This is a genomic window from Paraburkholderia sp., from assembly GCF_047605525.1.
Classification (GTDB): Bacteria; Pseudomonadota; Gammaproteobacteria; order Burkholderiales; family Burkholderiaceae; genus Paraburkholderia.
In genome coordinates this window covers 70186-88704 of record NZ_JASGFN010000030.1, presented here as the reverse complement: position 1 = coordinate 88704, position 18519 = coordinate 70186, and the positions used below count along the sequence as shown (strand labels likewise).

At 67.1% G+C, this 18519-nt stretch carries 16 protein-coding genes; 4 read left to right on the top strand and 12 right to left on the bottom strand.

What is annotated here, in order from left to right; translation table 11 throughout:
• The 6 genes from QM685_RS31900 to hutH all read right to left on the bottom strand — a co-directional run.
• Positions 1 to 1129 (bottom strand): formimidoylglutamate deiminase (locus QM685_RS31900; protein WP_415123014.1); only part of this gene is annotated, 1129 nt, incomplete at its 3' end.
• Between the two features lie 23 nt (positions 1130 to 1152).
• A complete protein-coding gene (hutI, locus tag QM685_RS31895; protein WP_415123012.1) occupies positions 1153 to 2373 on the bottom strand; it encodes an imidazolonepropionase in 1221 nt (406 codons plus the stop codon).
• A 116-nt stretch (positions 2374 to 2489) separates the two neighbouring features.
• On the bottom strand, positions 2490 to 3134 hold the full coding sequence (locus QM685_RS31890; RefSeq protein ID WP_415123010.1) for a HutD family protein: 645 nt from the start codon (positions 3132 to 3134) through the stop codon (positions 2490 to 2492).
• 2 nt (positions 3135 to 3136) lie between these two features.
• A complete protein-coding gene (gene hutU, locus QM685_RS31885; protein ID WP_415123008.1) occupies positions 3137 to 4825 on the bottom strand; it encodes a urocanate hydratase in 1689 nt (562 codons plus the stop codon).
• A 61-nt stretch (positions 4826 to 4886) separates the two neighbouring features.
• Complete coding sequence (gene hutC / locus QM685_RS31880; protein ID WP_415123006.1) at positions 4887 to 5582, bottom strand: histidine utilization repressor; 696 nt, start codon at positions 5580 to 5582, stop codon at positions 4887 to 4889.
• Positions 5583 to 5630: 48 nt separating this feature from the next.
• A complete protein-coding gene (gene hutH / locus QM685_RS31875; protein WP_415123004.1) occupies positions 5631 to 7151 on the bottom strand; it encodes a histidine ammonia-lyase in 1521 nt (506 codons plus the stop codon).
• Between the two features lie 505 nt (positions 7152 to 7656).
• Between hutH and QM685_RS31870 the strand changes: the two genes are divergently transcribed.
• Positions 7657 to 7839 carry a hypothetical protein gene (locus QM685_RS31870; RefSeq protein ID WP_415123002.1) on the top strand — a complete coding sequence of 61 codons (183 nt, stop codon included), beginning with the start codon at positions 7657 to 7659 and terminating at the stop codon, positions 7837 to 7839.
• Positions 7840 to 7851: 12 nt separating this feature from the next.
• Here the strand turns inward: QM685_RS31870 and QM685_RS31865 are convergent, their stop codons facing one another.
• The 3 genes from QM685_RS31865 to QM685_RS31855 form a co-directional block, all read right to left on the bottom strand.
• The gene (locus tag QM685_RS31865; protein WP_415123000.1) at positions 7852 to 8589 is read right to left on the bottom strand and encodes a DUF899 domain-containing protein; all 738 of its coding nucleotides are present in this window, start codon (positions 8587 to 8589) and stop codon (positions 7852 to 7854) included.
• A gap of 71 nt (positions 8590 to 8660) precedes the next feature.
• On the bottom strand, positions 8661 to 9089 hold the full coding sequence (locus tag QM685_RS31860; protein ID WP_415122998.1) for an ArsR/SmtB family transcription factor: 429 nt from the start codon (positions 9087 to 9089) through the stop codon (positions 8661 to 8663).
• 300 nt (positions 9090 to 9389) lie between these two features.
• A complete protein-coding gene (locus QM685_RS31855) occupies positions 9390 to 10802 on the bottom strand; it encodes an NCS2 family permease (protein ID WP_415122996.1) in 1413 nt (470 codons plus the stop codon).
• Between the two features lie 424 nt (positions 10803 to 11226).
• Here QM685_RS31855 and QM685_RS31850 point away from each other — a divergent pair, with 424 nt between their 5' ends.
• The gene (locus QM685_RS31850) at positions 11227 to 12276 is read left to right on the top strand and encodes a PRC-barrel domain-containing protein (RefSeq protein ID WP_415122994.1); all 1050 of its coding nucleotides are present in this window, start codon (positions 11227 to 11229) and stop codon (positions 12274 to 12276) included.
• Positions 12273 to 13538, top strand: a complete 1266-nt coding sequence (locus QM685_RS31845; RefSeq protein WP_415122992.1) for an MFS transporter — start codon at positions 12273 to 12275, stop codon at positions 13536 to 13538. Before QM685_RS31850 ends, QM685_RS31845 begins: the two co-directional genes overlap by 4 nt.
• A gap of 143 nt (positions 13539 to 13681) precedes the next feature.
• On the opposite strand, the gene QM685_RS31840 is transcribed toward QM685_RS31845, so the two are convergent.
• Together QM685_RS31840 and QM685_RS31835 are read right to left on the bottom strand one after the other, a co-directional pair.
• On the bottom strand, positions 13682 to 15106 hold the full coding sequence (locus QM685_RS31840) for an MFS transporter (RefSeq protein WP_415122990.1): 1425 nt from the start codon (positions 15104 to 15106) through the stop codon (positions 13682 to 13684).
• Positions 15107 to 15225: 119 nt separating this feature from the next.
• Complete coding sequence (locus QM685_RS31835; RefSeq protein WP_415122988.1) at positions 15226 to 16398, bottom strand: M20 aminoacylase family protein; 1173 nt, start codon at positions 16396 to 16398, stop codon at positions 15226 to 15228.
• Between the two features lie 135 nt (positions 16399 to 16533).
• Between QM685_RS31835 and QM685_RS31830 the strand changes: the two genes are divergently transcribed.
• On the top strand, positions 16534 to 17484 hold the full coding sequence (locus QM685_RS31830; RefSeq protein WP_415122986.1) for a LysR family transcriptional regulator: 951 nt from the start codon (positions 16534 to 16536) through the stop codon (positions 17482 to 17484).
• 30 nt (positions 17485 to 17514) lie between these two features.
• Here QM685_RS31830 and QM685_RS31825 read toward each other — a convergent pair whose 3' ends face one another.
• Positions 17515 to 18408 (bottom strand): LysR family transcriptional regulator ArgP, encoded by an 894-nt coding sequence (locus QM685_RS31825; protein WP_415122984.1) that lies wholly within the window; start codon positions 18406 to 18408, stop codon positions 17515 to 17517.
• Positions 18409 to 18519 lie beyond the last annotated feature (111 nt).

The following is an 18519-nucleotide window of genomic DNA, read 5'->3' as shown; positions in this document are numbered from 1 at the left end:
TCGCGCCGCCGTCGAGCGCCGCGTCGAACAGACGGTCCGCGACATGCGGCGCCCGCGCCGACGCGAGCACGTTGCGCTGCCGGCGCGTCAGACGCTGGCCGTATTCGAGCAGCCGCAGCTCGGCGCGCCAGTCGACGCCGATATGGCTGTCCGAGCCGACGCCGATGCGGCCGTTTGCATCGAGATAGTCCTGCGCCGGGAAAATGCCGTCGCCGAGATTGGCCTCGGTGGTCGGACACAGGCCCGCCACCGCGCCGCTCTTCGCGAGCGCGAGCGTTTCGTTCGCATCGACATGGGTCGCGTGCACGAGACACCAGCGGCCGTCCACGTCGAAGCGATCGAGCAGCCATTGCACCGGCCGCGCGCCTTCGGTTTCGACGCATGCGTCGACCTCGGCGGTCTGTTCGGCGATATGGATATGCACGGGCGCATCCGCATCGATGCCGCCGAGCAGCGCGCGCAGCGACGCCTGCGACACCGCGCGCAGCGAATGCGGCGCGACGCCGTAACGCAGCGCGGCGTTTTCGGGCCGCGCCGCGCGCAGCGTGCCGAGCAGAGCGAGCAGACTGTCCGGCGTATTGATGAAGCGGCGCTGATCGTCGCGCGGCTCGCGCGCGCCGAAGCCGCTGTACTGATACAGCACCGGCAGCATCGTGATGCCGAGGCCGGCGGCCGAGGCCGCATCGACCACGCGCTGCGCAAGCTCCGCCTGATTCGCGTAGCGCTTGCCGTCCTGCGCGTGATGCACGTAGTGGAATTCGCACACCGACGTATAGCCCGCTTTCAGCATCTCGATGTAGAGCCACTGCGCGACACTCGCGAGCCCTTCGGGCGTGATGCGCGCGGCGAAGCGATACATCAGGTCGCGCCACGACCAGAAGTTGTCGGTCGCGTTGGCGCGATATTCGGTAAGGCCCGCCATCGCGCGCTGAAACGCGTGCGAATGAAGATTGGGCATGCCGGGCACAACCGGCCCCGCCGCTTTCGGCACGCCGGCAGGCGCGCCGGCCTGATCCGGCGTGACCGCGGTCAGCGTGCCGTCGGCGTCCCATTCGAGCAGCACGTTACGGCGCCAGCCATCGGGCAGATATGCGTCGGCGGCGAACAGCGATTGATCGGATTGCGTCATCTCTCGGATTCCAGTTCTTCAGTTCACGCCGCGTGCCGCGTATAAACGGTTTCGCCCGCGCGCACGACTCGCGCGCACAATGGACGCCCAATCCAGTAAGCGAGCTCGGCGAGCGATGCCACCGGCCACACCGCGAAATCGGCCGCGCGCCCCGCTTGCAGCGAGCCATGCAGGTCCGCCTTGCCGAGCGCGAGCGCCGCGTGCGACGTCACGCCTTGCAGCACCTCGGGCACGGTCATGCGGAACAGCGTGCTCGCCATGTTCATCATCAGCAGCAGCGAAGTGCTCGGCGACGTGCCCGGGTTGCTGTCGGTCGAAATCGCGATCGGCACTTCGTAGCGCCGCAGCAGTTCGAGCGGCGGCAACTGCGTCTCGCGGATGAAGTAATACGCACCCGGCAGCAGCACCGCCACCGTCCCCGACTCTTTCATCGCGGCAACGCCGGCCTCATCGAGAAATTCGAGGTGATCCGCCGACAGCGCGCGATGGCGCGCGGCGAGCACCGTGCCGCCACCGTTCGACAACTGCTCGGCGTGCATCTTGACCGGCAGGTTGAAACGCCCGGCCGCGTCGAACACGCGCTCGCTCTGTTCGAGCGAAAAGCCGATCCGCTCGCAGAACACGTCGACCGCGTCGACGAGACCTTCACTCACGAGCGCGGGCAGCATCGTGTTGCAGACTTCGTCGATATACGCATCCGCGCGGCCCACGAATTCGGGCGGCAGCGCGTGCGCGCCGAGAAACGTCGTATAGACGGTGACCGGATAGCGCTCGCCCAGTTGCCGCGCGACGCGCAGCATCTTGCGCTCGTTCGCGAGATCGAGGCCATAGCCGGATTTGATTTCGATCGCCGTCACGCCTTCGGCGAGCAGCGGTTCGAGCCGCGCGGCCGCTTGCCGGAACAGCGTGGCTTCGTCCGCGGCGCGCGTCGCGCGCACCGTCGACACGATACCGCCGCCCTGCCGCGCGATCTCCTCGTAGCTGACGCCGGCGAGGCGCTGCGCGAATTCGTCCGCGCGCTGCCCGCCGTACACGAGATGCGTATGACAGTCGATCAGCCCCGGCGTCACCCACGCGCCGTGCAGATCTTCGCGCGGCCATGCGGCGTATTGCGCGGGTAAGTCGGACGCCGCGCCGAGCCACGCGATGCGGCCGTCTTCGACGGCGATCGCGGCATCGGCGAGCGTATGGTGAGGATCGCCCTGCGGGCACAGTTTCAGGTGATGCCAGACGGTTTGCTTCATCGCATGCTCTTTGCAGCCAGCCTGTTGCGGGCCTGTGTCAAGGTTGCCCGTGATGAGTCGCAGACGCGCGCCGAACGGTCGTTGCGCGCATGCGATGCCGGATCAGTGCGCAATCGTCATCGCGTATAGCGGATGCTGATCGCGAGCACCGCGCCATTGCCGACGAGCACGCACGGCAACGCGCTCGGCGCGTCGATGCGCAGCGTGTCGCCGTCGTCGAGCCGCGGCGCTGACGTTTCTCCCGCCGTGACCGTGACCGTACCGCTCGCGCAGAACAGCAGCACGACGTCACCGTCGAGCGTGCGCGGCGCGCCCAGCTGCGAATCGGCGTGCCACACCTGCACGTCGCCCTGCGCGACATCCCGCCGCACCATCAGGTTGAAGTCGCGCGTCGCGCCGTCGACGAGCCGCGCATCGATACGCGCGGCGCCGTCGAAACGGGCGATGTCGAGCGGCTGTGTCAACGCATGCGTCTTCACGATGCTCGCGCCATCCAGCTCGTCGAGCAGCATGCCCACGCCGGACAACAGCACGAGCGTGCGGTCGATGCCGTCGAAACGCGAAAATGGCCCCGGCTGCGCGACATCGGCGATGCTGACGCGCCACACGAAATCGCCGGGCGCCGTGCCCTCGTCACGGTCGGGGAACGCGGCCACTTCGCGCGTGACGCCGCCGCCGTTTTTCCACGGCGCCGCCACGAGGTCGGCGCCGCGAATCAGCGTGACGTTTGCCGCGCCGCTGACGTTGCTGGCAGCGGCCATGGTCAGCGGCCCAGCATCGGCAGATTCAGGCCTGCCTCGCGCGCAGTCTGCTGCGCGAGTTCATAGCCCGCATCCGCGTGACGCATCACGCCGGTGGCCGGGTCGTTCAGCAGCACACGGCCGAGGCGCTGGTGTGCCGCATCGGTGCCGTCGGCGACGATCACCACGCCCGCATGCTGCGAGAAGCCCATGCCGACGCCGCCGCCGTGATGCAGCGACACCCACGACGCACCGCCCGCGGTATTGAGCAGCGCGTTGAGCAGCGGCCAGTCGCTGACCGCGTCCGAGCCGTCCTTCATCGATTCCGTCTCGCGGTTCGGGCTTGCCACCGAACCGGTGTCGAGGTGATCGCGGCCGATCACGATCGGCGCCTTCAGCTCGCCGTTTTTGACCATCTCGTTGAACGCCTGCCCAAGACGATAGCGATCCTTCACGCCGACCCAGCAGATCCGCGCCGGCAGGCCCTGGAACGCGATGCGCTCACGCGCCATGTCGAGCCAGTTGTGCAGGTGCGGATCGTCCGGAATCAGCTCCTTGACCTTCGCATCGGTCTTGTAGATGTCTTCCGGATCACCCGACAACGCGACCCAGCGGAACGGGCCTTTGCCTTCGCAGAACAGCGGGCGGATATACGCCGGCACGAAGCCCGGGAAATCGAACGCGTTCTCGACGCCCATTTCGAGCGCCATCTGGCGGATGTTGTTGCCGTAGTCGAGCGTGGCCGCGCCGCGTTCCTGCAGCGTCAGCATCGCCTGCACCTGCCTCGCCATCGACTGCCTGGCCGGCGTGACGATGCTTTCCGGCGCGGTCTTCATGCGCTCGCGCCAGTCTTCGACCGTCCAGCCTTGCGGCAGGTAGCCGTGAATCGGGTCATGCGCGCTCGTCTGGTCGGTCACGCAGTCCGGCGTGATGCCGCGCTTCACGCACTCGGCAAATACGTCGGCGGCATTGCCGAGCAGACCGACCGACACCGGCTTGCCGGCCTTCTTCGCTTCGTCGAGCAGCGCGAGCGCTTCGTCGAGCGTCTTCGCCTTTTTATCGACGTAGCGCGTCTTCAGACGGAAGTCGATACGCGTCTCGTCGCATTCGACCGCGATCATCGAAAAGCCCGCCATCGTCGCCGCAAGCGGCTGCGCGCCGCCCATGCCGCCGAGGCCGCCCGTCAGGATCCAGCGGCCTTTCGGATCACCGTTGAAATGCTGGTTCGCGACCGCGAAGAACGTCTCGTAGGTGCCCTGCACGATGCCCTGGCTGCCGATGTAGATCCAGCTGCCGGCGGTCATCTGGCCGTACATCATCAGGCCCTTGCGGTCGAGTTCGTGAAAGTGCTCCCACGTCGCCCAGTGCGGCACGAGGTTCGAGTTCGCGAGCAGCACGCGCGGCGCGTCGGCATGCGTGCGGAACACGCCGACCGGCTTGCCCGACTGGATCAGCAGCGTTTCGTCTTCGTTCAGGTCTTTCAGCGACGCGAGGATCTGATCGAAGCAATCCCAGTTGCGCGCGGCGCGGCCAATGCCGCCGTACACGACGAGCGCGTGCGGGTGCTCGGCGACTTCGGGATCCAGATTGTTCTGGATCATCCGGTACGCGGCTTCCGCGATCCAGGTCTTGCAGGTCTTGTCCGCGCCGCGCGGTGCGCGGATCGTGCGGGTGGGGTCAAGACGCGGATCGATGTGTTTCGGATTGTTCATGGTGTCCCTCGGGATGCTTGAAGATGTTCGATAAAGATTCGGTGAAAACGAGAAAACGAATTCAGAAGTGCCCTGTGAAGCGGTAGCGCGTGCCCGGATGCCACAGATTGGCGATCGACGCGACCTGCCCTTGCGACCACGTGCGCCGGTGCAGCACCAGGCACGGCTCGCGTTCGTCCATGTTCAACAGCTCGCGCGTGTCGGCGTCGGCCGCCAACGCTTCGATGCGGTATTCGACCCGCTGCAGCGGCGCCACGCGCACGAGATACTGGTTCGGCGTCGTGTTCGTGAAGTCCTGCAGCGCGTATTCGGGGGCGACCGCCGGATTGACCCAGCGTTCCTCCAGTTGCACCGGCTCGTCGTTTTCGAAATGCAGCACACGCGAATGAAACACGGGACTGCCCGCGTTCACCTGCATTTCCTCGGCAAGCGCCTCGTCGGCGATGCTCGCGCCGATGTTGAGCACCTGCGCGTGATAGCGATGGCCGCGCGCGACGATTTCATCGGAGATGCTGCGGATCGCGACCAGCGTCGACTCGTACTTGGGACGGGCGACGAAGGTGCCCGAGCCTTGCACGCGCGTGAGCACCTGCTCCGAGGTCAGCTCGCGCAACGCGCGGTTGACCGTCATGCGCGCGACGTTGAACTCGCGCGCAAGCTCGTTCTCGGAGGGCACCTGGTCGCCTTCGGCCCACTCGCCCGCGTGAATGCGCGCGAGGATGAAGTCCTTGATGCCCTGATAAGCGGGTGCATTCATTGGCGTAATCCGTTGGCGTAATCCGTTGGCATGATCCGCGCGCGGTGCTTACTGTTCCGACACGAACGAGAACGGGCTCAGCTTCGCGATCGTGCCGTCCTGCACGAGCTTCGTGACCGCCGCGATGTCCGGCGCGAAGTAGTGATCGAGCTCGTAGTGCGGCACGTCCTTGCGCACCGTGTCCATCACCTTCTGCAGGCTCGGGCTGGTCTTGTGCGGCGCGCGCAGATCGACGCCCTGGGCGGCCGCGAGCAGTTCGATCGACAGGATGTTCGCGGTGTTGTCGGCGATGTCGCCGAGCTTGCGCGCGGCAAAGGTCGCCATCGACACATGGTCTTCCTGATTCGCCGAAGTCGGCAGCGAATCGACCGACGCCGGATGCGCGAGCGTCTTGTTTTCCGACGCGAGCGCGGCGGCCGTCACGTGGGCGATCATGAAGCCGGAGTTCACGCCGCCGTCCTTGACGAGGAACGGCGGCAGGCCCGACAGCGTCGCGTCGATCAGCAGCGCGATGCGGCGCTCGGCGAGCGCGCCGATTTCGGACGCGGCGAGCGCGAGGTTGTCGGCCGCGAACGCCACCGGCTCCGCGTGGAAGTTGCCGCCCGACAGCACTTCGCCGGTGTCCGGGAAAATCAGCGGATTGTCGGAGACCGCGTTCGCTTCCTTCAGCAGCACCTCGGCGGCATTGCGCATCTGGTCGAGGCACGCGCCCATCACCTGCGGCTGGCAGCGCAGGCTGTACGGGTCCTGCACCTTGTCGCAGTCGGCATGTGCCACGTTGATCGCCGAGCCCTGCAGCAGCGAGCGATAAGCCGCCGCCGCGTCGATCTGGCCTCGATGGCCGCGCAGTTCGTGGATGCGCGCGTCGAACGGCTTGACCGAACCCATCGCCGCATCGACCGACAGCGCGCCGGCGACGAGCGCCGTGCGATACAGGTCTTCGATCGCGAACATGTTGTAGAGCGCGAGCGCGGTGGAGGCCTGGGTCCCGTTCAGCAGCGCGAGACCTTCCTTCGCCTGCAGCGTCATCGGCTTCAGGCCGACCAGCGCGAGCCCTTCGGTGGCCGGCATGCGCTCGCCCTTCGCGAACACTTCGCCGACGCCGAGCAGCACCGCCGACATATGCGCGAGCGGCGCGAGGTCGCCCGATGCGCCGACCGAGCCCTTGACCGGGATCACCGGCAGCACGTCGGCGTTGAACAGGGTGATCAGCGCTTCCATCACTTCGCGGCGGATGCCCGAATGACCGCGGCCGAGGCTCGACAGCTTGAGCGCCATCAGCAGACGCACGACCGGGCGCGACATCGGCTCGCCGACGCCGACCGCGTGCGATAGCACCAGATTGCGCTGCAACAGTTCGAGCTGCTCGCGCGGGATGTGCGTGCTGGCGAGGCGGCCGAAACCGGTGTTGATGCCGTAGGCCGGTTCGCCCCTGGCGGTGATGTCGGCGACGGCCTGCGCGCAGGCGTCGATGGCGGCGTGGCTGGCGGGATCGAGTTGCAGCGTGACCTGTTCACGCGCGATCCGACGCAGTTGCGGGAGGGTCAGGTAGCCGGGCTTCAGAATCATGGTAGAGGTCCTGTCTATACAAGTTCAAATAAGTCTAACGGACCGATCTTGTATATACAACTTATTTTTCAAGATTTCGTGCCTGGGGATTTCCATTAGGCCGGCCGTGTCCTTGAGTGGCGGGTCTGAAGGCTTGTCCGTTGGCCTTGTGTGAGGGCTCGCGTCCGTTCGTTTGCTGCGGTCTGTACCGCGTCGTACCTGAACTTGTATATACACGTTCATGACACGTGCCGCCACTGGCCAAAAATGAGGGCGCCGTCGTGGCGGCGAACCGCGTGGACCGATAACAGAGTTATAGGAGAGCCGGCCGGCGGCGCAAAAGAGCGCGCGACATGTCGTGGAGATAGGACGAAGGAAGCCGGAACGGCGGGTCGGCGAGATGATGGCCGGAACGTAATCTGTGTAAGCGCAACCGTTGCGAATCCGTAAGCTCGTTTCGATAGAATCGCGCCGACCTGACCGTGCGATTCGATCGTTTGCATCGCACATGAGCCCGGACCGTTCGATGACCCTCGCGCTGAATTTCGACTGGCTGACCAATCTGCTGGCGGTTCTGTTCGTCGTCGCGTGCCTGTACGACACGCGCTACGACGAATACGGCGTATTGACCCTCGCCGCGGCCGCGATGAGCCTCGCGGTGATGGCGATGGAACTGTTCCTCAAGCCCGCCTTCGACATGGCGCTATAACGCGCCAATGCGTCACGCGTGGCACCCGCCGCGCGCCGCGTCGTCATGACGTTCATAACGATCGTGATGCCTGACCCAATCGGTCAGACTGTTCTCTTCGTTGCGGCCCTTCGGCGTCACGTCCAGATGCGCGTACGTGTTGATGAACCGTTCGTCGCCGCGTCCGTAGCACGAATACGTGTGGTACACGTCGCCGCTTTGGTCCTTGAAAAACACGCTGTGGCCATGCTGTTCGTCGATGCCGACATCCTGCTCGGTGAAGTTGTAGAACGCCTTTTTGCTCGCCAGTTGCTCCGGCGTGAACGACACGTGATAGTCGAAATTGAAATCGCTGCCTACCGACGACACCCACGGAAAAGTCCATCCCATGCGTTTCCTGAACGCTTCGATCTTCGCGAGCGGCGCGTGCGACACCGTCACGTAGCTCACGTCGTGATGTTCCAGATGCGTGACGATGCCGACCATATGATCCGACAGGAACGAGCAGCCGACGCAGCCCTCCTCCCAGTCCGCGCCCATCATGAAGTGATAGACGATCAACTGGCTGCGGCCGTCGAACAGATCGGCGAGCGTCTTGCGGCCCTCGGGCGTATCGAACGTGTAGGTCTTGTCGACCTTGACCCACGGCAGCGCGCGGCGCTTGCGCGCGAGTTCGTCGCCGGCGCGCATATGCGCTTTCTCTTCGGCGAGCAGCGCGCGGCTCGCGGCCAGCCACTCTTCTCTCGTGCCAATGCGATGTTGCGGTTCCATCTGCTTCTCCTTGACTGGGTGACGCAGGTTCGTCGGGGCCTCGCCCGAACGAAGCCGGACGCGCGGAAATGTCAGCCGCCGCGCGTCTTCGGGCGGCGCCCGCGCATCGCGGCGGGCCTCGGCGTCGACGACGGCGCAAGGCCGGCTTCCGGGCGCGCGGCGGGATCGGGCGCCTGCGGCTCTTCGACCAGAGCGGCCAGACGATCGAGCGACGCGGACCAGAAGCGCTGATAGCGGTCAAGCCACTGCATCGCTTCCTGCATCGGTCCGGCGCACAGCCGGCACGCAACCGTGCGGCCGGTCTTGCTGCGCGTGACGAGACCCGCCGAGCACAGCACGTCGACGTGCTTCATCACCGCGGGCAAGGACATGGCGAGCGGCCGCGCGAGTTCGCTGATCGACAGATCGCGTTCCGACAGACGCGCGAGCAGCGCGCGCCGCGTCGGGTCCGACAGCGCGGCGAACGTGCGATCGAGCAGGGCTTCGTTAAACTTAACCATGAGGTTAAGTTTAGAAACGCGCGCGCGAAAGTCAAGGACAGGTGGGGACTTAAGACGGCGAGAAAAAACCGGGGAAAAAATGCGGAGCAAAAAAGATACGCGGCACGCGGCGGATAAAACCCCGCAACGCGCCGCGTCAATCCGGAGAACATGGAGAACAGCCGACTATCCATCTGAAAGCGAAGCCCGCGGACCTCTCGCACCGCCACCCCGCTCCAGCCTTCCCGCAACACGACACAGCAACCGCCGAGGCCCGAGCGCGAACCCAACGCGCCCCGACGTGAATCAGACGAACCCGGCTCAGATCGCCCAGCCGCCCAGATAGAACCCGACGAGCACCGCCGCGATCGCCACCGTGCCCACATTGAGCTTGCGATACTCGCCGCTCACCACGCGCCCGATCACCAGCGTCGCGAAGCCGAGCATGATGCCGGTCACGATATTCGCGGTCAGCACGATGAACACCGCGCATACGAGCCCCGACATCGCGTCGACCATGTCGTCCATGTGCAGCTTGCTGACGTTCGACAGCATCAGCAGCCCGACATACATCAACGCGGGCGCGGTCGCATACGAAGGCACCAGCGCGGCGAGCGGCGAGAAGAACATCACGACCAGAAACAGCAGGCCGACCACCGCCGCCGCCATCCCCGTCTTCGCGCCCGCCGCGACGCCGACCGTCGATTCGATATAGGCCGCCGCCGGCGCGCCGCCGAGCAGGCCCGAGAAGATCGAGCTCAGCGAATCGGCGGTCAGCGCGCGGCCGCCGTTGATGATGCGGCCGTTCTCGTCGAGCTGACCCGCCTGTCCCGCGACCGCGCGGATCGTGCCGGTCGCGTCGAACACAGCGGTCATCACCAGCGCGAGCACGCTCGGCAGCACCGCCATCGACAGCGCGCCCTTCACGTCCATCGCGCCGATCAGCGACGCATGGCCCGGCGCGGAGAGCGACGGCACCGCGAACACGCCGTGAAACGCGACGGCCGGATCGATCGCGAGCCCAAGCGCCGAAATCGCGACGATCACGATCAGGATCGAGCCCGGCACGCGCCGGCGCACCAGCCCGAAAATCGCCGCGAGCCCGGCCACCGACATCAGCGCCGGCAACGCGGTGATATGACCGAGCGACACCGGCAGGCCGGCGCCCGGATTCTTCACGACGAGACCGACGTCGTTCGCGGCGATCAGCAGCAGAAAGAGCCCGATGCCGATGCCGGTGCCGTGCGCGATGCCGGTCGGCAGATTGCGCAGGATCCACGAGCGCACGCCGGTCACCGAAATCGCGGTGAACACGACGCCCATCAGAAACACCGCGCCGAGCGCGACGGTCGGATGCAGCCCCTTGCCGAGCACGAGGCCGAACGCGGTGAACGCGGTCAGCGAGATCGCGCAGCCGATCGCGATCGGCAGGCGCGCCCACACGCCCATCAGCAGCGAGCCGAACGCGGTGGTCAGGCACACGGCGACGAACACCGCGCTGGTGTCGAAGCCCGCCTTGCCGAACATGCCCGGCACGACGAACACGGAATAGACCATCGCGAGAAAGGTCGTGATGCCCGCGACGATCTCCTGACGCTGCGTGCTGCCGCGCGCGGAGATATCGAAATAGCGGTCGAGAAAGCCCTTTCCGTGGAAAGATTCCGCGTCGGACGATTCGGCGTCGAACGCTTCGGTCGCGACTTCGGGATTCGCGAGGGCGTGGGGTTCCATCATGATGAGTGCCTCCTTTATCAGCGTGCTGAAACGGCTGCCAGCGCGGCCGTCATCAGGTTCGTCTCGTGGATCTGATTGATTTAATGGGGGGTACCGCTTTTCTGTCTCGAAATGTAGGGGAAGACAAATATGTGTCCAATCGCATGAATGGCATGCTGGACATGTCGCGCGACTTATATCGCAGGCGGGACGGCGAACCGCCCGCCCGCGCCGCGCGTTTACACCTACGAGGTTCGATCGCGTGCGGCCGCGGCCGGCAGCGGATCCGCAGCGCTTTTTCGCGCCCGCGGCGCGCGCCGCCAAGGTGCGCCGGTGGCCGCGAAAGCCGGGCCGCGCGGCAGCGCAGGTTAAACTCTGGGCCGTACCTCATCCAACCGCGGCGGCCCATCGCGCCCGTCCGCACCAGCCCGTGGAGTTTTTCCTGATGACTGGCGGTTTTCCGCGCCCTCTCCGGCGTCTGCCGATTGGCCCGCTTGATTCGCTTGCTTCGCTCGCCCCGTTCGACGTGTTCCGTCTGTTTCGTGTGCTGTTCGCCGTGGCCGCGCTCGTCGCGCTCGCCGCGCTGTCCGGTTGCAGCAGCCTGCTGTGGGGCAACCAGCAGGCGCCGATCGTCGACGCGACGGTGATGCCCGTCGAGCCCGCGAGCGCGCCGGTGGCGGCTTCCGCGCCGGAGCCGGTCGAGACCGAGGCGAGCGAGAGCCCCGAGCAGCCGAAGAAGCCGAAAAAGCCGGTCGTGAGGCCGCACAAGGTCGAGCCGCCGCCGCCCGTCGTCGCGCCCCCGCCCCCTCCGCCCCCGCCGCCGCCGCTGATCGTGCTGCGCACGATCGAGCGCAGCGACGCGCGCACGCTGCTCGACAGCCCCGTGCAGAAGCCCGACGGCAAGGTGGTCGGCCGCGCGGTCGACATGATTGCCGACGCGGCCGGCAAGCCGCGCGAGATGGTCGTCAACCTGCAGGGCTTTCTCGGCGTCGGCGACCGCAAGGTGAACTTCCCGTGGGGCGCGTTCCGCTTCACGCCGACCGCGAAGGGGCCGCCGATCACGCTGAACGCGACGGCGGTGCCGAACACCGCGGCCAAATCCAACCCGCCGCAGTTGCTGCCGCTGCTCGACTCGACCGTCGAGCGCTCGAACGGCGCGAAGGTGGGCCGCGTCGTCGACGTGCTGATCGACGGCAACGCGCAGCCGCAGGCGGTCGTGCTCGACGTGAGCGGCATGGTCAGCACCGACCGGCGCACGATCGCCGCGAACTGGTCGGCGCTGCGCTTCGTCATGCGCGACAAGGAACTGCGTCCGCTGCTCGATCTGAGCGACGCGCAGATCAACGCCACGCCGCCCTATGCGAGCGACAAGCCGATCCGCGCGGTGTCGCCGGCGCCGCCACCCGCACCTGCCGCGGCCGCGGCATCGGCGGCGCCTGCTGCCGCGGCGGCCTCGACGGCCGTGGCGGTTTCCAACGCACGGGCGGTCCGATGACGGGCCGCACTCTGGTCACGGCGCGCAGTCTGCGCGCGCTCGATTGGCTGAATTTCTTCGTTGCCAACGTGCAGACGGGCTTCGGGCCGTTCATCGCGTCGTATCTCGCGTCGCATAAGTGGACCCAGGGCGAAATCGGCATGGTGCTGTCGGTCGGCACCATCAGCGCGATGGTGAGCCAGGTGCCCGGCGGCGCCGCGGTCGACGCGCTGCGCAACAAGAAGGCCGCCGCCGCGTGGGCGATCGGCGCGATCATCCTGAGCGCGGTGCTGCTCGCGGTGAGTCCGACCGTGCTGCCGGTGATCGCCGCCGAGGTGTTCCACGGCTTCGCGAGCTGCATGCTGACGCCGGCGCTCGCCGCGATCTCGTTCGCGCTCGTGGGACGCGCAAATCTCGGCGACCGGCTCGGACGCAACGCGCGCTGGGCATCGATCGGCAGCGCGGTGGCGGCCGGGCTGATGGGCCTGTTCGGCGAGTACTATTCGCCGCGCGCGGTGTTCTGGCTGACCGCGGGGCTCGCGGTGCCGGCGCTGTTCGCGCTGTCGATGATCCAGCGCACCGACACGATCGAGCTGCCCAGGGCCGCGCCGACGCCCGAGCAGATCGAGCGGCGCGAAAGCCTGCGCGAGCTGCTGCGCGACCGGCGCCTGCTGCTGTTCGCCGCGTGCATCGTGCTGTTCCATCTGTCGAACGCGGCAATGCTGAACCTCGCCGCGGGCGAAGTGACGGCCGGCATGGGCGACAACGTGCAACTGGTGATCGCCGCGTGCATCATCGTGCCGCAGGCGATCGTCGCGATGATGTCGCCGTGGGTCGGGCGCTCCGCCGAACGCTGGGGACGCCGGCCGATCCTGCTGCTCGGTTTCAGCGCGCTGCCGATCCGGGCCTTGCTGTTCGCGGGCATCAGCAGCCCGTATCTGCTCGTGCCGGTGCAGGTGCTCGACGGTTTGAGCGCCGCCGTGTTCGGCGTGATGCTGCCGCTGATCGCCGCCGACGTCGCCGGCGACAAGGGCCGCTACAACCTGTGTATCGGCCTGTTCGGGCTCGCCGCCGGAATCGGCGCGACGCTGAGCACGACGGCGGCCGGCTTTATCGCCGATCGCTTCGGCAATGCGGTGAGCTTCTTCGGCCTCGCGGCGGCGGGCGCGCTCGCGGTGCTGCTGGTGTGGGCGGCGATGCCCGAGACGCGCGACGCGACGGCCGGCAACGGCAATGGCGACGGCGCGCCGGTGACGGATCACGGAGAATCGGCGGCGCAGTGAGCGCCTTCCGTCTCGCATGAGCGGGCGCTCGCGGCGCCGCTCAGCGAACCGCCATGCGGCGAATAGCAAAAGAGGCGCGACCCCGGTCGCGCCTCTTTGTTTTCAACCGCCCACAAGCCGCGCCGCGCACGGCCCCCTTCACGTCAATCGATCGGCCTGCCCGCGCTCTCGCGCATCAACGGCAACGGCAGCAACGACACGAGGCCGCAGCCGATCAGATACCACGCCGGCGCGAGATTGCTGCCTGAAATCTGGATCAGCCAGGTGGCGAAAAACTGCGCGAAGCCACCGAAAATCGATACGCCGAGACAGTAGACGATCGACATGCCGGTCGCGCGGATCGCGCGCGGAAACAGCTCCGGCAGCATCACGATATTGGGCACGGCGGTGAACGTGACGAGCAGCGCGAGGCCCGCGACCACCGCCAGCAGCACCGGCACCGTCGGCACCGCGTTGATCGTCATGAACGCCGGATAGACGGCCAGAATCAACAGCACGCGCGACACCCACAGCACGCGCTTGCGGCCGAGACGATCGGACAGCGCGCCCGCGAACGGCGAGCAGATCACGGTGACGACCGCGCCGGTCCATGCGGCCCACAACGCCGACGCCATCGGCAGATGCAGGATCCGGATCGCGTAAGTGGACAGATAGAACAGCACGATGTAGTTCGCCGCGGTGCCGCCGATGGTCGTCACCACGCCGGTCGTGATCGAGCGCGCGTGATCGCGGAACAGGTCGCGGACCGGCTGCGAGGCGGGTTGCGTGGAAGGCTGTGAAGCATGTTGTGAAGCGGACTGCGAACCCTGCGCGCCCACGCTGCCCGCTGCGCCATCCTCGACGCCCGGCAACGTCTCGTCGAGATGCCTCCGGATATAGATGCCGATCGGGCCCATCGCCATGCCGATCACGAACGGCACGCGCCAGCCCCAGCTTTCGAGCGCGGCCGGCGCCAGCGTCGAGGCCAGCGCGACGCCGAGCAGCGAGCCGACCACCGTGTTCAGCCCCTGGCTCACGAACTGCCAACTGCCATAGAAGCCGCGCGTGCGGTCACTGCCGTACTCGAGCAGCAGCGCCGTCGACGCGCCGACCTCGCCGCCCAGCGCGAAACCCTGAACCAGCCGCGCGAGAATCACGAGCAGCGGCGCGGCGACGCCGATCGCCGCATACGGCGGCGCAAACGCAATGATCGCGGAGCCCAGCGTCATCAGCCACAGCGTCAGGCTCATCGCCGCCTTGCGTCCCGCGCGATCCGCGTAGGCGCCGAGCACGATGCCGCCCACCGGCCGCATGATGAAACCGACGCCGAACGTGCCGACCGCGAGCATCAGTTGCGCGAGCTGACCTTCGACCGGGAAAAACAGCTTGCCGATGATCGTCGCGAAGAAGCTGTAGATCGTGAAGTCGAAAAACTCGAGGCCGTTGCCGAGCGTGATCGCGGCGATCGCCTTCGCGTGGCCGGCGCGTTTTTCAGGCGGCGCGGCGGCTGAAGCCGCGGCGGGTTGGGCGAGCGCCTGTGCATCGAGCGCATCGGCGCCCACGGGCCGCGGTGTGGCGGGATAGTCCATTCATGTCTCCATCGTGTTTCTGCTGCCGCGGCGCCGCGTTTGCCGGGGCCGGGGTGTGGCCGCCGCCGGGGCGCTCCACGTGCTGCGCCGCTCGCGGGCGGCTGCGCGCCGTGCCCGCGTCAAACCAGAAACGTCTGCGCGAGCTTTACCCAGTACGCCGCGCCGGTCGCGAGGCAAGCGTCGTTGAAGTCGTAGCCGGGGTTATGGACCATGCAGCCGCCTTCGCCGTCGCCATTGCCGATGATCAGATAGCTGCCCGCGCAGCGTTCGAGCAGGAACGCGAAGTCCTCGCTGCCGGTGAGCGGCTGCATGTCGCGGATCAGGCCATCCTCGCCGAGCCAGTCGAGCGCGACCTGGCGCGCGAACGCGGTCATCTCCGCATCGTTGACGAGCACCGGATAGCGGCGCTGATAGTCGACCTCGGCGCGCGCGCCGAACACGGCCGCCTGGCCGGTCGCGACCGCGGTGATGCGCTCCTGCAGGTAGTCGCGCACCTCGGGCCGCAGCGCGCGCACCGACAGGCGCATCTCGGCGGTCTCCGGAATCACGTTCGGCGCCTCGCCCGCGTGAATCGCGCCGACGGTGATGATCGCCATGTCGAGCGGCGCGATGTTGCGCGACACGATGGCCTGCAGCGCGAGCACGATCTGCGCGCACACGACGACCGGATCGACCGCCTTGTGCGGCACCGCGCCATGCCCGCCACGGCCGCTCACCGTGATGATCACCGTGTCCGACGACGCCATGAACGAACCCGGCAGGAAGCCGAACTTGCCGGTCGGAAAGCCCGGCATGTTGTGCATCGCGAACACGGCGTCGCACGGGAACTGCTCGAAGAGGCCGTCTTCGAGCATCTTCTTCGCGCCGGCGAGACCTTCCTCGGCGGGCTGGAAAATCAGATTCAACGTGCCGTCGAAGCATTTTTCACGCGCCAGATGCTTCGCGGCAGCCAGCAGCATCGCGGTATGGCCGTCGTGGCCGCACGCGTGCATCTTGCCCGGCACCTTGCTCGCGTACGGCAGACCAGTGGTCTCGTGGATCGGCAGCGCATCCATGTCGGCGCGCAGGCCGAGCCGGCGCGTGCCGTTGCCCGCTTTCAACTGGCCGACCACGCCGGTCTGCCCCATCCCGCGGTGCACCGTGTAGCCCCACTCCGTGAGCCGTTCGGCGACCAGATCGCCGGTCGCGAACTCCTCGTACGCGAGCTCCGGCTGCGCGTGGATGCGGCGCCGCAGCGCGATCATTTCCTGTTCGACTTCGGCGATGCCCGCCGGAATAACCATCGTGTTCATGTGTCGTCGTCTCCAATGCAGCCAAGGTTGGGCGTATCAGCGTGAACCGAGCATAGCCACGCCGATATTCGAGCGGCAGGCGTAGAATCGTTGCGGCGGCAACCGCTGGTTGCCACCCCCGTGCCGATCCATCCGATGAAACTGCATCAACTCAATACCCTGGCAGCCATCGCGGATACCGGAAGTATCCGGGCCGCGGCCCGCTCGCTGGGACTCTCGCCGGCCGCCGTGACCAAGGCGATGCGCGAACTCGAAGCCGATCTGCACGCGCCGCTCGTCGTGCGCGGCGCAAGCGGCGTCGCGTTTACCGAGTTCGGCCGCGCGCTCGTCGTGCATGCGCGGCTCGTGCTCGGTCAGTTACAGCGCGCACAAGCGGAAATCGAGGCGCTGCGCGGCGCGGCGGCGGGCAAGCTGTCGATCGGCGTCACGCCGTGGGTCGCGCTGACCTTTCTGCCGCCAGCGGTGCAGCGCTTTCGCGAGCGCATGCCGGATGTGCAGCTCGAATTCTTCGAGGGCCTGCTCGCGGTCGTGCAGCCGCGCCTGCGCGACGGCAGCCTCGACTTCTCGATCGGCCGCCCGCCGCCTGCGTCACCGCAATCGGAATTTCATAACGTGCCGCTCTTTTCGACGCACTCGGCGGTGGTCGCGCGCCGCGATCATCCGAAAGCCGGCTGCCGCTCGCTGCTCGAACTCGAGGACGAGCAATGGGTGCTGAACTGGGATGTGGCGAGCCGCGAATCGATGTCGGACAAACTGTTTCGCCGGCGCGGCATGCGTGTGCCGCACACGATCCTGCTCGCGCATTCGCTCGCGATCGTGCTGGGTCTGCTCGCGCGCACGGACATGCTGAGCATCTTTCCGTGGCCGCTCGTCGAGGTCACGCTCGCGAAGGAAAACCTGTGGGCGCTGCCGCTGCGCGAGACCGTCGACGAAACGATCGTCAGCATCACGTCGCGGCGCGGCGCGCCGACGAGCCCCGCCGCCGCGTGCTTTCTCGACTGCCTGCGCGAGACGATCGACGAAGGCGCGCGCTCGCAGGACCCGGAGCAGCGCCGGCTGTTTCATTCGATCGAGCTGTTGCTGTAGCGGCGCCGGCCACGCACTCGAGCGACTACGTCAATCGAGAAACTCGCCCGCGCGCTTTCTGAGCATCGCGCTGAAATCGTCGAGCCAGCCGATCGACAGCCGCCAGCTCTGCCAGTACAGATCGACGTCGATCGGCTTGGCCGGCGCGATCTCGACCAGCTCGCCGCGCGCCAGATGGCCGGCGATCATCCGCTCGGGACACATGCCCCAGCCGAGACCCATCACGCAGGCGCGCAGAAAGCCGGCGACGTGCGGGATCCAGTGCAGCGGCGGGTCGAGTTCCGCGCGCGTGACGCGCCGCATGAAGCGTTTCTGCAACTGATCCTTCGGATTGAAATCGACGCACGGCGTGCGCCGCAAACTGTCGCGCGTGACACCGTCGGGGAAATAGCGCGCGCGAAACGCGGGCGAGCACACCGCGAGATAACGCATGCGGCCGAGACGCACCGACCGGCAGCCTTGCACCGGTTCGGCCTGCGTTGTAACCGCGCCTTGCACGCTGCCGTCGCGAATGCGCTGCGCGGTGTGATCCTGATCGTCGATCACCAGATCGAGCAGCATTTCCCGTTCGACGCAGAACGGCGCGACCGCGTCGATGAACCACGTGCCGACGCTGTCGTCGTTGACGGCCACGCGCAGCGCCGGCCACGGTTCGACAAGCGCGCCGGGCAGCGCCGGCAGGCGGCCGTTCAGCTCCGCCTCGAGCAGTTGCACGCGCTCGGTATGGCGGCACAGCAGCGCACCGGAGGTGGTCGCGACGCACGGCTGGCCGCGCTTCACGAGCACGCTGCCGACGCGCTCCTCGAGCAGCTTGACCCGCTGCGACACCGCCGACGGCGTGATATTGAGCTCGCTCGCCGCGCGGTCGAACGAACCGTGACGCACCACGGCGGCGAGCGCGTCGAGCAACGCATAGTCGAGCATTAGCGTTCCTTAATCGGCATTAAGCAAATTAGCTTCTCTTATGAGACGCAAAAACGCAGACTAGCGCTGTTCGTTTTCTCCGTCCATCCCCTACTCTTCGTCTTCTGGATC